The organism is Lysobacter solisilvae (assembly GCF_016613535.2).
GTDB lineage: Bacteria > Pseudomonadota > Gammaproteobacteria > Xanthomonadales > Xanthomonadaceae > Agrilutibacter > Agrilutibacter solisilvae.
In genome coordinates, this window is record NZ_CP071518.1 from 3,695,873 (window position 1) to 3,709,998 (window position 14,126).

Consider the following 14,126-nt stretch of genomic DNA (forward strand, 5'->3'; position numbering starts at 1 on the left):
GCGGCGCCCCGCGCCGGGCGCCCTCCCTCCTCCTGCCGCGTCCCTCCATGCCCGACCCCGCAACCAAAGCCCCCGTTGGCAGCCTGCGCACGCTCTGGCCCTTCGTCCGGCGCCACAAGCCCCTGTTCTTCGCCTGGCTGGTGGCGCTGATGTGTTCGAGCGCCGCGACGCTGACGCTGCCCTCGGCGGGCCGCCGCATGATCGACGAGGGCTTCGCCTCCGGCAGCGGCGCGGCCATCGACCAGTCCTTCCTGTTCCTGTTCGGCGTGGCGCTGATGCTGGCCTTCGCCACCGCGGCCCGCTACTTCTGCGTGACGCTGCTGGGCGAGCGCGTCGTGGCCGACCTGCGCGAGCGATTGTTCGGCCACCTGATCGGGCTGGATGCGGGCTTCCACGACCGCAATCGCAGCGGCGAGCTGATCTCCCGGCTCACCGCCGATGCCGAACTGCTGCGCAGCACCGTGGGCTCCACGATGTCGGTCGCGCTGCGCAGTTCGATCACGGTGATCGGCTCGATCATCATGATGTTCGTCACCAGCCCGCGGCTGGCGGTGTTCGCGCTGGTGGGCATCCCCGCTGACGGTGCTGCCGATCGTGGTCGGCGGACGCCGCTTGAGGAAGATCTCGCGCGCCAGCCAGGACCGCGTGGCCGACGCCAACGCGCTGGCCACCGAAACGCTGGGGGGCGGTGCGCACGGTGCAGGCGCACGCGCGCGAACCCTACGAGCGCGGCCGCTTCGCCTCGGCGCTGGAAACCGCGGTGCGCACCGCGCGCAAGCGCATCGGCGCGCAGGCCGTGGTGACGGCGGTGGCCATCACGCTGGTGTTCGGCGCGATCATCGCGGTGCTGTGGTCGGGCGCGCACTCGGTGGTGTCGGGGCAGATGAAGCCGGGCGTGCTGTTCGAGTTCCTCTTCTATTCGCTGATCGGCGGCGGCTCCATCGCCGCGCTGGCCGAGGTCTGGAACGAAATGCAGCGCGCCGCCGCCGGCATGGGCCGGATCAGCGAACTGCTGGAAGAAACCCCGGCGGTCGTGGCCCCGGCCAATCCCCGGCCCATGCCGCCCAAGCCGCAGGGCGAGCTGGTCTTCGACCATGTGACCTTCCACTACCCGCAGCGCCCCGACCAGGCCGCGCTGGCCGATTTCAGCCTGCGCGTGCGTCCCGGCGAGACCGTGGCCCTGGTGGGTCCGTCCGGCGCGGGCAAGAGCACGGTGTTCTCGCTGCTGCTGCGTTTCCACGATCCGGAACAGGGCCTGGTGCAGGTCGACGGCAACGACGTCCGCGACCTCGACCCGGCCCAGCTGCGCGAGGCCATCGCGCTGGTGCCGCAGCAGCCGACGATCTTCGCCACCACGGCGCGCGAGAACATCCGCTACGGCCGGCTCGATGCCGACGACGCGCAGGTCCAGACCGCCGTCGAGGCCGCCCATGCCGCCGACTTCATCCGCGTGTTGCCGCAGGGCCTGGACACCGAACTGGGCGAGCGCGGCGCGCGCCTGTCCGGCGGCCAGCAGCAGCGCATCGCCATCGCCCGCGCCCTGCTCAAGGACGCCCCGATCCTGCTGCTGGACGAAGCCACCAGCGCACTGGACGCGCAGAGCGAACGCGCCGTGCAGCAGGCGCTGGAAGCGCTGATGCAGGGCCGCACCACGATCGTGATCGCCCACCGCCTGGCCACCGTGCTCAAGGCCGACCGCATCGTGGTGATGGACCACGGCCGCGTGATCGCCGAAGGCACGCACGACCAGCTGCTGGCGCAGGGCGGCCTGTACGCGGAACTGGCGCGGCTGCAGTTCCTGGATTGAGCTTCCAGCTGCTGACAGGGGCGTGGACCCTTTGCGGTTCCGCCCCCTGTCCGGCGGTCACTCGGGGAGATGGCGCCGCCTGGCGCGAACTCGTGCGGGGGTTTCCACGCCGCCGCGCGAGCTCGAATTTCTGGCCCGATGCCGGGCCACGGCTTGCCACGCGTTCGACTTTCCTGTCCCGGCGTGTCCTCGGGTTCGACTTTTTGTCCCGGCGTCGGGACCCGGCGTGTCCTCGAGTTCGACTTTTTGTCCCGGCGTCGGGACCCGGCGTGTCCTCGAGTTCGACTTTTTGTCCCGGCGTCGGGACCCGGGTTGCCCTCGCGCGGGTCTTTTTGGTCCGGCGGAGGGCCAAAAAGTCGAACGGGAAGGTGACGAATTCGAACTGGCGGGCGACGTCGCGGGCCGCGGGCGCGGCAGGAGGCGGCGGCGCGGCGCCGCCTCAGCCCGGTAGCGCGCGTGAAACCAGCGCGGGCAGATCCAGGGTGGTTGGCAGCGTGCCCAGTACGAGCCCGTGCTCGCCACCCAGCCGGCTGCGGCAGAACGCTTCGGCCACCGGGCTGCCCGCGCGCAGCAGGACGGCCGCCTGCAGGGCCAGGGCCATGCGTTCGACGAGCAGCCGGGCGCCGGCTTCGGCGGTGTCGCCGGCCAGCAGCGTCTGGCGCAGGGCCGTGGCGTGCGCGTCGAAGGCGCTTTGCAGCCCGGCGGCGGACTCCAGTTCGGTGAGGAACGCCTGCAGGGCCTGCGGTTCGCGCGACAGCGCCCGCAGCACGTCCAGGCACTGGATGTTGCCGCTGCCTTCCCAGATCGAGTTGAGCGGGGCCTGCCGGTACAGGCGTGGCAGCAGCGATTCCTCTACGTAACCGGCGCCGCCCAGGCATTCCTGTGCTTCGTTGACGAAGGCCGGCGCGCGCTTGCAGATCCAGTACTTGCCGACCGCCGTGGCGAGGCGGGCGAACGCGGCTTCTCCGGGATTGCCCGGCGCGGCATCGACGGCGCGGGCCACGCGCATCGACAAGGCGAGCGCGGCCTCGGATTCGATGGCCAGGTCGGCCAGCACGTTGGCCATCAGCGCATGGGCCACCAGCGGCTTGCCGAAGCTGCGGCGGTGCCGCGCATGGTGCACGGCCTGCGCCAGCGCCATGCGCATCAGGGCCGACGACCCGAGCATGCAGTCCAGCCGGGTGAGCATGACCATCTCGATGATGGTCGCCACGCCGCGGCCCTCCTCGCCCACGCGCTGCGCCCACGCCTGCTCGAATTCGACTTCCGACGAGGCGTTGGACCAGTCGCCGAGCTTGTCCTTCAGCCGCATCAGCCGCAAAGCGTTGCGCGTGCCGTCCGGGCGCCAGCGCGGCAACAGGAAACAGGTGAGCCCGGCCGGGGCCTGCGCGAGCACCAGGAAGGCGTCGGACATCGGCGCCGAGAAGAACCATTTGTGTCCGACCAGCGTGTAGGCGTCCTCGCCCACGCTCGTGGCGGTGGTGGCATTGCTGCGCACGTCGCTGCCGCCCTGCTTTTCGGTCATGCCCATGCCGATGGTGACGCCCTGCTTGTCCTCCATCGGCAGGTCGCGTGCGTCGTAGCGCCGGCTGGCGGCCTTGGCCGCCCAGTGCTCCAGGCCGGGCTCACGACGCAGCACCGGCACGGCCGCGTGCGTCATCGTCAGCGGACAGCTGGTGCCCGGCTCGGCCTGGTTGTGCAGGTAGCTCAGCGCGGCGCGGGCGACGTGTGCGCCGGCGCCCGCCTGACCCCAGGACAATCCGGCGACACCGTGTTCGATCGCCGCGCCCATGAGTGCGTGGTAATGGGGATGGAATTCGACCCGGTCGATGCGGACGCCAAAGCGGTCGTGGGTGCGCAGACGCGGGCGGTCGCGGTGGGCCTCGCCACCGAGGGCGAGCAGTTCACCGCCGGCCAGGGCGCCGTACGCGGCGACGGCGCTGGCGTGGACGCCGCCGCCCTCACGGCCCAGCGCTTCCCGCAGCGCGATGTCGTCGGCCCACAGGTCGCGCGGGCCGAACTCCGGCGGCTGGTTGTCGACCGTGTGGGTGGCGAAGGCGTCGGGCATTGTCGTCGGCGCGGCAAGGGACCGGCCCCGACTCTACCCGACCCCTGGCGGCGCGGCGCCGCTGATGCGCGCCAGGAACTCCGGTTCGAGCGGCCAGACACCCAGCCAACCGGTGCGTGTCCCGGTGAGGATCCGCAGCATCTGCCGGCGGCCGATCGGCAGGCGGCCCAGCGGATGGAACACGCGGTCGCGCACGGCGGCCAGCGTGTCGCGTTCGGACTGGAACAGCGGCGTCAGCCAGCGGCTCCAGAAGTGGTAGGCCCGCACGTGTCGGCGACGCTCGCGTTCGAAGCGATCCAGTGCCGCGGGCAGGTCGGGGGCATCGCGCAACGCGTCGCACAAGGCGAGCGCATCGATCAGCGCCATGTTCGCGCCCTGCCCCAGCTGCGGGCTCATCGCGTGCGCGCTGTCGCCCAGCAGCACCGCGCGGCCGCCGTGCCAGCGGCGCACCAGCGCGTCGCGATAGCGCGCGGCCGCCAGGCCCTGCGGCACCGGCGTGTCGTGCAGGCGCTGGGCGGCCTCGGGCCAGAGCGCGGCCACGTCCTCGCGCCACTGCGCGGGATCGGCGGAGGCCTGCAACGCGTCGGTGCGCAGGCTCCAGAAGAAACTCAGCCGGGGCGTATCGTCGCCCGGGCGCGTGCCTACCGGCAGCATGCCGATCATCCGGCGTGCAGCGGCGTAACGCTGTCGCAGTTCATTGGGAAACGCCCAGTCCCCCTGCGGCACCAGGCACCATTGCGCGCCCCAGGGATAGGGCCGGTCCAGGGCCACCTCGCCCACCTGGCCGCGCAGGCGCGAGGCCGCGCCATCGGCCACCAGGACCAGGTCGAAAGGTCCGTGCGTGTCGCCCTGGGCATCGCGCAGCAGGCCACGCTGCACGTCGACCTCGTCGATGCGGCGGCCGCAGTGCACCTGCCGGCCTTCGCGCCAGGCCGCGTCGAGCAGCGCGAACAGCGCGCCGCGCTGCATGCCCAGGCCGAACAGGCGCGGGTCGAGCTCGCGGTAGCGCATGTCCATCACCGCACGTCCCTGGTGCGAGTGGCCGATCAGGCGGTCCACGCGGGCGCCATGCGCAAGCGCCGCGTCAAGCAGGCCCAGGCGCCACAGCGCCACCATGCCGGTGGGCTGCAACAGGAACCCCGCGCCGACGGGCCCCAGCGCGGGGGCCTGTTCGAACACCTCAACCCGGTGGCCGGCGCGCGCCAGCAGCAGGGCGCTGGTCTGCCCGGCGGTGCCATAACCGACGATGGCCACCCGCAGCGATTGCTTCATGTGTCTGTGTGCTCTTGCCGCCCTGCTCCATCCATCGCCGGCGGGCGATGATGCGGAACAAGAAAAAGGCCCCGCCGGAGCGGGGCCTGGGAAAGTCGTTCAAGGCGGGCGCCTGCGCGCCGCCGGATCAGTCGGCGTGACCACGTGGAGGTGCTCACGCTGCCGGAAGCTGGCGCTGCCGGAAGATCACGCTACCGAAAGATCACGCCGCCGGCGTGACTTCGGACGCCTGTGCGCCCTTCGGACCCTGGGTCAGCTGGTAGCTGACGCGCTGGCCTTCGGCCAGGCTGCGGAAGCCCTTGGCATTGATCGCGGAGAAGTGCACGAACACATCTGCGCTGCCGTCCTCGGGCGAGATGAAACCGAAGCCCTTGGCGTCGTTGAACCATTTCACGGTGCCGTACTGCATGTCCTGGGTGACCTCATGCTGGAGTGCGATGACAAGCGCCGGCCCCTGACGGCGCCAAGCGAGTATGCCCAAAACCTGAACGAGCGCAACCGGCAAAATGTACCGTTTTGTATCGACTCGCCAGCCGCGCGGGCATCCCCCTCGCGGTCACCCGGCGAGCAGGGCGCGCAGCAGCGCGGGCAGTCCCGCCGATGCCGCCGCGACGTTGTCCAGGACGTCCTGCAACGTAATGACTTCGTCCACGTCGGGGCCCGCGCCGGCCGCCCAGTTGGCCACGATGGCCAGGCAGGCGTAGTCCAGCCCGAGTTCGCGGGCCAGCGCCGCCTCGGGCATGCCGGTCATGCCCACCAGGTCACAGCCGTCGCGCCGCATGCGGGCGATCTCGGCACGCGTTTCCAGGCGCGGCCCCTGCGTGGCGCCGTAACAGCCGCCATCCACCAGGTCGACGCCGGCCGCACGCGCGGCGGCGAGGACGCCGGCACGCAGCTCGCGCGTGTACGGCTCGCCGAAATCCACGTGCAGCACCTCGGTGCCGGGTTCCTCGCAGAGCGTGGAGATGCGCCCCCACGTGTAGTCGATCAACTGGTCCGGGCAGGCGAGCACGCGCGGACCGAAACGCCCGGTGATGCCGCCGACGGTGTTGAGCGCGAGCACGCGCCGGGCCCCGATCGCCTGCAATGCGGCCAGGTTGGCGCGGTAGTTGATCAGGTGCGGCGGATGCGCGTGGCCTTCGCCATGGCGGGCGAGGAAGGCGACGCGATGCCCGTCCAGCATGCCCACGCGGATCGGACCGGACAGCGCGCCGTAGCGCGTGACCGGCTGGTGGGCCTGCGGGCCCTGGAGTTCGGCCAGCTGGTACAGGCCGGTGCCGCCGATCACGGCCAGGGCGATGTCGTTCATGGGAGCTCGTCCTCCTGTCTTGCGGCCGCGTCCATGATCGGATCAGCGGCGTGGGGTCTGGGCGTGGCGGCGGTCGGCCTGCCTGCGAAAAACTTCGCGACGATGCGGCAGCGCCTGGCGCTCAATCCCGCAGTGCGTAGATCGCCGGCAGGGCGCGGCCCTGTTCGTGGAAATCCATGCCATAGCCGTAGACGTAGCGGTCGGGCACGTCGACGCCAAAGTAGTCCGCATGCAGGCCGGGGACGCAGCGGTCGTGGCGCTTGACCGCCAGCGCGGCGATGCGGATCTGCGCGGCGCCCTGCTCGCGGCACCAGTCGCGGACCGCCGCCAGCGTGTGGCCTTCGTCGACGATGTCGTCGACCAGCAGCACGCGGCGACCGCGCAGCGAGGTGGCCGGACGGTGCTTCCAGGTCAGCGTGCTGCTGCCGGTGGTCGCGCCGCGGTAGCGCGTGGCGTGCAGGTATTCGAACTCCAGGTCCTGTCCAAGCGCGCCCAGTTCCAGCGCGAGCTGCCCGGCGAAGGGCAAGCCGCCGTGCATGACGGTCACGAACAGCGGCACGCTGCCGGCGAAATCATTGCGGATGGCCACGGCCATCCTGGCGATGGCGGTTTCCAGTACCTGCCGGTCGTGGATGAGGTCGCTGCTGGCCAGCGCGGCCTGCAGGTCCGGGCGCGATGCGTCGTTCATGCCAGGCCTTCCTGGCGGCTGCGGGCCTCACCGTAACGGGCATCGGCAAGCAGGCCTTCCCAGGCCACGGCGCCGCGTCCGATCAGGTTGGCCAGCGCCATGGTGTTGAGGTTGCGGTCGGACACCGCGGCCAGCGATTCCTCGACCAGTTCCGGATGGCAGACCAGGACCACGTCGCAGCCGGCGTCCAAGTGCGCATCGACGCGGGCCTTGATGCCGCCGGCGGAGAACGCTGCGGCCATGCCGATGTCGTCGCTGAAGACCACGCCGCGGAAGCCCATCTGCGCGCGCAGGATGTCCTGGATCCACACCTTCGAATATCCGGCCGGTTCCGGCGACACGGCCGGGTACACGACGTGCGCCATCATCACCGCGTCGGCCTTGGCCTGGATGCCGGCAACGAAGGGCACCAGGTCGAGCGCCTGCATCTGTTCCAGCGTGCGCGGGTCGACCGCATCGTCGAAGTGCGTGTCCTCCAGGACCGAGCCATGGCCGGGGAAATGCTTGAGCGTCGCCGCCATGCCCGCCGCGTGCATGCCGCGCACGTAGGCGCGGGTGAACTCGGCGACGACCTGCGGGTCCTCGGAGAACGCGCGGTTGCCGATCGCGCGGTTGCCCCGGCCCAGGTCGACCACGGGCGCGAAGCTCAGGTCGACGCCGGTGGCGCGCACTTCGCTGGCCATCAGCCAGGCGTGCTCCTCGGCCATCTGCAGCGCGGCCTGCGGGTCACTCGCGTACAGGCGGCCGAACGGCTCCAGTGGCGGCAAGGCGCTGTACCCCTCGCGGAAACGCTGCACCCGGCCGCCTTCCTGGTCCACGCAGACCAGTTGCGGGCGTGGCGCGGCCTCGCGGATCGCCTGCGACAGCTCGGCGACCTGGGCCTTGGAGGCGAAGTTCCGACTGAACAGGATCACGCCGGCGCAGGCGTCGTTCTGCAGCCAGTCGCGCTCCTGCGCGGTGAGTTCGGTGCCGGCGACGCCGATGACGAGCATGGGAGGTTCCTCGGGAGTTCTGGGAGTTCTTGCAGTTCCGGGCGCCCGCCGGATGGGCGGCGCCGGACGGCGAAGGCGTTACGTTAGCCGATCGGAGGTCGCTGCCGCGTGGTCCGCGTAGCAGTCCGGAACCGTCCGCCGAAGCGGCTGCGCGCTGTCAGCCCGCGTCGGTGGCCGCGCGCTCCGGATCGGTCCAGGCCGCGTAGGGGCGCGTGGCCAGGGCCAGGTTGTAGTAGCGCTTGAGGTGGGTGACCTCGGCGCCAATCCACGCCGGCGGGTCGAAGGCTTCATCGGCACTGTCCAGCTCGATCTCGGCCACGACCAGGCCGGCGTTCTCGCCCAGGAATTCGTCGACTTCCCACAGCCAGCCACCGACCTCGACGTAGTGCCGTCGCTTGTCCACCACTCCGCCCACGCTGAGCGCCATCAGGCCTCGGGCGTCGTCCACCGGAATGGCGTAGTCGAACTCCTGCCGCGTGTGGCCCAGTTCGCGTGACTTTAGGTTGAGGTAGGCCTCGTCGCCCTGGATGCGCACGCGCACCGATGCCTTCATGGCGCCGGTATCCATCGCGGCCAGGTCGTTGAGGTAGCCCTGCGTCATGGGCACCACTTCGCGCGCGGCCGCGCGCCAGGCGTCGCCGGTGACGAGGAATTTGCGTTCGATTTCGATGGGCATGGGGAGGCCGGGGGCAGGCGGAAACGGGGAAGAAGAATCAGGAACGCAAACGGGGGAGCAAATACGGGAGCCAGGCAAGAACAAGAAGGAGCCGCGCGGTGAGGATGGTGGGGACGAAACCGCAATCGCTGGAATCTTCCGCTTTCCCGTTCCCTGCTCCCCGTTGCCGGTTCCCCGCCCCGCCTTCGCTTACCTCTCGAACATCGCGATCGATTCCACGTGCGCAGTGTGCGGAAACATGTCCATCACGCCCGCGGCACGCAGTTTCCAGCCGTGCTGGTTGACCAGGTAGCCCGCGTCGCGCGCGAGCGAGGCCGGGTGGCAGCTGACGTAGACGATGCGGCGGAACTGCTTGAGTGGCAACTGGGTGAGGACGAAGTCGGCGCCCGAACGCGGCGGGTCGAGCAGCAGGCGATCGAAGCCCTCGCGCATCCACGTGTGGTCGCTCAGATCCTTGCCCAGGTCGGCGGCATGGAACTGGGCGTTGGCGATGCCGTTGTGCTCGGCGTTCTCGCGCGCGCGGCGCACCAGGCCGGCCTCGCCTTCCACGCCCACCACCTCGCGCACGCGGCGCGCCAGCGGCAGGGTGAAGTTGCCCAGGCCACAGAACAGGTCGAGCACGCGGTCGCCCGGCTGCGGATCGAGCAGGTCGAGGGTGGACTGGATCATGCGGGTGTTGAGCCCGGCGTTGACCTGGATGAAGTCCAGCGGACGGAACAGGAACTCGACGTCCCACTCGGGCAGCCGGAACGCCAGGCGCGGATTGGCCGGCCACAGCGGGTGCACGGTGTCCACGCCGCCGGGCTGCAGGAAGATCGCGAAGCCCTCGCGCTGGCCGAAGGCCGTCAGTGCGTCGCGATCGGCGTCGGACAGCGGGCTGAGGTGGCGGAAGGTCAGCGCGATGCCGCTGAAGCCATCGGCCTGCGGGTCGCCGGCGATGAACTCGATCTGCGGGATGTCGCGGCGCGCCTGCAGTCCGTCCACCAGTTGCGCCAGGCCGGTGATGCGGCCGCCGATCTGCTCGATGACCGTGTGGCACTGGCTGAGGTCGGCGACGAAGCGTGGGTCGTTCTCGCGGAAGCCGACGAGGGTCTTTTCCTTCTTCTCGACCCGTCGCACCGAGAACCGTCCCTTGCGGCGATAGCCCCACTGGCGGTCCACCAGCGGCGGCAGCACGCGTTCGGGCGTGACGTGGCCGATGCGTTCCAGGTTTTCCATCAGCACGCGCTGCTTGGCCAGGATCTGCTGGCTCTCATCCAGGTGCTGCAGCGCGCAGCCGCCGCAGGTGCCGAAATGCGGGCAACGGGGCTGGACGCGGTCGGGGCTGGCCTGCAGGACCTCCAGCGTGGCCGCTTCGTCGAAGTGGCGCGACCGCGAAGTCTGTTTGGCCATCACGCGTTCGCCGGGCAGCGCACCGGCGATGAAGATGGCCTTGCCGTCGCGGCGCGCGACGCCGCGGCCGTCGTGGGTCAGGCCGGTGATTTCAATTTCGAAGGGCGTCTGGTCGATGCGGGCCACGGGGACACTGCCGGGATTGCGAAGCCGGCTATTGTCGCAGAAGCGCCTGCGCGCCCTGCCCCGCGGCCGCCATGCACCCGGGCACCCCGCGGGAACAGCCCCCGAAAACGCGGACGGCCCGCGCAGGGCGGGCCGTCCGGAGGCGCAGGGCTGGCTCGGCCTTACTTCCGCTTCACTTCTGCTTCCAGGCCCCGCCGCTCTGGTACCACCAGCCGCTGCGGGCGCTGGCGATCCACTGCTTGGCGAAAACGTCGCGGATCTGGGCCTCCCATTCGGGGTGCCCGTTGGCCACGGCCACCTCGCGGTAGACCGCCTTGCGGTCGCGGTTGTCGTCGGCGACGGCCTGGTTGACGGCGACGCGGTCCTTCAGCGCCAGCTTGCCGGCGTCACGCACGACGATGGTGCCGTCGCCCGCGAAACCCAGCGCGCCCGCGTCGAAGCCCGCGCGCAGGTCCTTGTCGAAACGCCCGGCCATGCGCGCCTGGATGGCCTGGATGGCCGGCGTCTTGATGGTGATGTCCGGCTGCGACTGCGCGTGGGCGGAACCGATGCCGACCAGCGACAGCAGGTCCACGTGGGCCAGCAGATGCTCCAGGCCCTGCGCCGGCTGCATCGCCATGCCACCGCCCTCGCCCGGCTTGGCCGGCTCCTGGGCTTTGTCGGCTTCCTCGCCGATCACCTTCTCGACGAATTCCTTGGCCGCTTCCTTCGCCTCCGCGGCGGGAAAGTAGACGTTGATGGTGACGCAGGCCGTGAGTACGACGGCGGCGACGGGCAGTCCGAGGAGGCGGCGCATTGCAGGTTCTCCGAGAGTTGTACGGGCCGGACGTCGGCCGGAAATTGCGGGTGGGATCGGGAAGTGGGATCGGGGAATGGAATCGGGGAATGGAATCGGTCGCTGGAATCAGGAATCAGGAATCAGGAATCAGGAATCGGCGGTGGTGAAGCCGGACGCGGCCACTCTACTGGACGACGGGTTTCACCTCGCCCTGGCCGATGGCGCCCAGGCGCTCGACCAGCGTGGGCCAGTCGACCTGGCGGTTGAAACCCACCACCGTGAGCCGCGGCAGGCCCGAACCTTCGACGATAATAAATCCCTGTCCCGCTGAACCAAGCCCGTCCATGGCGCACACGTCGTCGGCGAGGTGGCAGTCGATCCCGATCCGGCGGTAGCCGAAATCGTCGAAGAAGCCGATCAGCCGTGACTGCAGCGAAGTGACGACACTGGCGTCGCCCACGCTCGACAGGTCCTGCACGGCGCGCTGGCTGATGCGCTGGCGCGTGCCCTTCGCGCGCGCGGCGGCGCGGTCGGTGCGCAGACTGGCGTCGAAGGCGACCGCCTGCCAGTCGACCATGCGCAATGCGCCGATGCGACCATCGAGCCGGCCCGAGACGCTGCCGAAGCCGAACACGCCGGTGAGGGATTCCATGTCCAAGTCGTCCAGTTCCACGTCGGCCGACAGCGTGGGCGCCACGCCGAAGGGCCGTTCCATCGCCAGGCTCGACACCGACACGCTGCCGTCGAAGATCTGCATGGACAGGCCGCCGTCGAAGACCAGCGTCTCGTTCACGTAATGCGCCTGCGGGATCGACCCGGTGAGCTGGCCGGTGAAGGCAGGCCATTGCAGGGCCTTGGCCAACTGGGCGACGTCCAGCTGCTCCAGGCTCATGCCGAAACGCACGTCCAGGCCCTGCCCGGCGGAGGGGGGACGCAGGCGCAGCTGGTCGAAGCGGATCTGGCCGCCGAGCATGGGCAGCACGATCGGCGCCCGCGAGCGCAGCTCACCCCCGCTGCTGTCCAGCGGAATCCGCGCGGCACCGAAATTGAGTCCGTAGAGCTGGCCCGATTGCCACTGCAGCTCCGATGTCGCGGTGCCTGAGGACGACAGGCGCACGTCACCCTCGAGCTGATGGAAGCCGAAGCGCTGCTGCGGATCGTCGATGTCCACCGCGCGCAGGACGACGTCGAAATCCGTCAACGCGCCGTCGCGCACGTGCAGTCCGGCGTCGGCCGCACCGCGCAGCGCGATGTCGGATACGCCGGCCACGCCCAGCAGGCCGGTCAGGTAGGCGTCGCGCAACGGCGCCAGGTCGGGAGTCTCCAGGCGCAGGTCGAGCGTGCGCAGGGAGGCATCCGGTCCGAGCGTGGCCGTGCCCTGCGCGGTGAGGATGCCCGGGTCGCGCCAGGAGAGCGTGGGCACCTGCCATTCGTTGCCCGCCTGCACGGCGTCCAGTTGCAGTGCCACGCGTCGCTGGCCCAGGGCGATGTACGCGTTGCCGAACAGCAGTTCTCCGCCGCGCAGGAAACCGTCCACCCGCACGCGATCGCGTTCTGCGAAGCTCAGGTCCAGGTTGAGGGAGGCGGCCAGGTTCTCCGCCGCGGTCAGGCCATCGGCCGTGTCGAGGGCACCACCGGCGAGCGTGAGCGGCCCGGTCACCCGCAACGGCGCGTTGGCCGCGGCGATGACCTGCATCCGGCCGTCCAGCGTGCCCGCCTTGAGGTTGCCCGCGGGCCAGGCCTGCGCGAGCAGGGCCTGGGTCCAGACCAGCGGCACGTGGGTGAGATCGATGTCGGTGATGTCCGGCGTGGCCGCGCTGCGATGCACGCCCAGTCGCGCGCCGCCACGGCGCAGCTCCACATCGGTGGTGGCCGGGCCCAGGGCCAGGTGCAACATCGCCGGCGCGCCGCGCCCCTGGCGTATCGCCCCATCGCAACGCCATCCGCCCTGGCCGTCGCGGTGCAGCGGACAACGCCAGTCCAGGTCGGTGAAGCGATAGCCCAGGTCGGCCGCCGCCACGCGCCGCGCCTGCAGCCGCAATTGCCCCTGCGCGGCCTGGGCGGGCCAATCCAGCTGCACGCGCACGCCTTCCAGCGTCGCCACCGGGGTGATGACGCGGCCGATGCGCGCCGTCATCGCGCGCGCATGCGCACCGCCGGCCAGGGCCAGCAGCAGGCATACAGCGGTGAGGCGTACCATCGCGCGCATCGGGCAAGGATACCCATGACGAAGGCAAGGACCGCATGACGACGACACGGCTGCTGCTGGTCGAGGACGATCCCACCAGCCTCGAGTTCCTGCGCACGGCCCTGATGGCGTTGCCTGCTTGGGTCGACAGCGCGACCAGCCTCGCCACGGCCGTCGCGCTGGCACGGACGCGACGCCACGACCTGTGGCTGATCGATGCCCACCTGCCCGATGGCGATGGCGCCCAGCTGCTGGCGTGCCTGCGATCGATGGACGCCTGCGTGCCAGCGCTGGCGCACACCGCCACGACCGATCACGGCATCATCCGCGGCCTGCTTGCACAGGGCTTCGCCGACGTGATCACCAAGCCCGTGACGGCGGCACGCCTGCGCGAGCGGGTGGCCCCGCATCTGCAGCGTGGCGGGCAGGCCGCAGCGCCGCGGCATCCGCACGTGGAGACGACCGACGACGGCGCGCCGGCGTGGGACGACACGGTGCCCGTATGGGATGACGCGGCGGCCGCCGCGGCCTTGAATGGAAACCTGGCCCACGTGGCCGCGCTGCGCGGCCTGTTCGTGGCGGAACTGCGCGGCGCCTGCGAGGCGGTGCTCGCAGCGGCGCAAGCCGGTCACACCGAGGCGATGGCCGCACAGCTGCACCGGTTGCGCGCAAGCTGCGGGTTCACGGGTGCCAGGTTGCTGGGCGACGCGGCGCGCGCACTGCACGCCGCCGGCATCACGCCGGAACGACTGGAGCGTTTCGAGTCCGCCACGCGGCGCACGCTGGCGGCGTCGGCGGAATTGCGGATCGAACGCACCTGGTGAGCGCCT

11 protein-coding genes and 1 pseudogene are annotated in these 14,126 nt (G+C 70.7%); 2 read left to right on the top strand and 10 right to left on the bottom strand.

What is annotated here, in order from left to right; all coding sequences use genetic code 11:
* Nucleotides 1-47 precede the first annotated feature (47 nt).
* Nucleotides 48-1,807 (top strand): annotated as a pseudogene (locus I8J32_RS17820) (ABC transporter transmembrane domain-containing protein).
* Between the two features lie 439 nt (nucleotides 1,808-2,246).
* On the opposite strand, the gene I8J32_RS16335 reads toward I8J32_RS17820, so the two are convergent.
* The 10 genes from I8J32_RS16335 to I8J32_RS16380 all read right to left on the bottom strand — a co-directional run bounded on the left by I8J32_RS16335 (nucleotide 2,247) and on the right by I8J32_RS16380 (nucleotide 13,317).
* Nucleotides 2,247-3,875 carry an acyl-CoA dehydrogenase family protein gene (locus I8J32_RS16335; protein WP_200613632.1) on the bottom strand — a complete coding sequence of 543 codons (1,629 nt, stop codon included), beginning with the start codon at nucleotides 3,873-3,875 and terminating at the stop codon, nucleotides 2,247-2,249.
* 33 nt (nucleotides 3,876-3,908) lie between these two features.
* Nucleotides 3,909-5,147, bottom strand: coding sequence for an FAD-dependent oxidoreductase (locus I8J32_RS16340; RefSeq protein WP_207526683.1), 1,239 nt, complete (start codon nucleotides 5,145-5,147; stop codon nucleotides 3,909-3,911).
* Between the two features lie 202 nt (nucleotides 5,148-5,349).
* Nucleotides 5,350-5,556, bottom strand: coding sequence for a cold-shock protein (locus tag I8J32_RS16345; protein WP_200613636.1), 207 nt, complete (start codon nucleotides 5,554-5,556; stop codon nucleotides 5,350-5,352).
* A 147-nt stretch (nucleotides 5,557-5,703) separates the two neighbouring features.
* Nucleotides 5,704-6,456 carry an S-methyl-5'-thioinosine phosphorylase gene (locus I8J32_RS16350; protein ID WP_200613638.1) on the bottom strand — a complete coding sequence of 251 codons (753 nt, stop codon included), beginning with the start codon at nucleotides 6,454-6,456 and terminating at the stop codon, nucleotides 5,704-5,706.
* Nucleotides 6,457-6,577: 121 nt separating this feature from the next.
* Complete coding sequence (locus I8J32_RS16355) at nucleotides 6,578-7,144, bottom strand: hypoxanthine-guanine phosphoribosyltransferase (protein WP_200613640.1); 567 nt, start codon at nucleotides 7,142-7,144, stop codon at nucleotides 6,578-6,580.
* Complete coding sequence (gene nagZ, locus I8J32_RS16360; RefSeq protein ID WP_200613642.1) at nucleotides 7,141-8,136, bottom strand: beta-N-acetylhexosaminidase; 996 nt, start codon at nucleotides 8,134-8,136, stop codon at nucleotides 7,141-7,143. The genes I8J32_RS16355 and nagZ overlap by 4 nt, the downstream gene beginning before the upstream one ends.
* Nucleotides 8,137-8,293: 157 nt before the next feature.
* The gene (locus I8J32_RS16365; RefSeq protein ID WP_200613645.1) at nucleotides 8,294-8,812 is read right to left on the bottom strand and encodes a CYTH domain-containing protein; all 519 of its coding nucleotides are present in this window, start codon (nucleotides 8,810-8,812) and stop codon (nucleotides 8,294-8,296) included.
* Between the two features lie 189 nt (nucleotides 8,813-9,001).
* Nucleotides 9,002-10,330: a 23S rRNA (uracil(1939)-C(5))-methyltransferase RlmD gene (gene rlmD / locus I8J32_RS16370; RefSeq protein ID WP_200613654.1), complete on the bottom strand. Its 1,329-nt coding sequence runs from the start codon at nucleotides 10,328-10,330 to the stop codon at nucleotides 9,002-9,004.
* A 172-nt stretch (nucleotides 10,331-10,502) separates the two neighbouring features.
* Nucleotides 10,503-11,126, bottom strand: a complete 624-nt coding sequence (locus I8J32_RS16375) for a DUF1318 domain-containing protein (RefSeq protein ID WP_200613656.1) — start codon at nucleotides 11,124-11,126, stop codon at nucleotides 10,503-10,505.
* Nucleotides 11,127-11,292: 166 nt separating this feature from the next.
* Nucleotides 11,293-13,317 (bottom strand): translocation/assembly module TamB domain-containing protein, encoded by a 2,025-nt coding sequence (locus tag I8J32_RS16380; protein WP_200613658.1) that lies wholly within the window; start codon nucleotides 13,315-13,317, stop codon nucleotides 11,293-11,295.
* Nucleotides 13,318-13,352: 35 nt separating this feature from the next.
* Between I8J32_RS16380 and I8J32_RS16385 the strand changes: the two genes are divergently transcribed.
* Nucleotides 13,353-14,120 (top strand): response regulator, encoded by a 768-nt coding sequence (locus I8J32_RS16385; RefSeq protein ID WP_200613661.1) that lies wholly within the window; start codon nucleotides 13,353-13,355, stop codon nucleotides 14,118-14,120.
* Nucleotides 14,121-14,126: the final 6 nt, after the last annotated feature.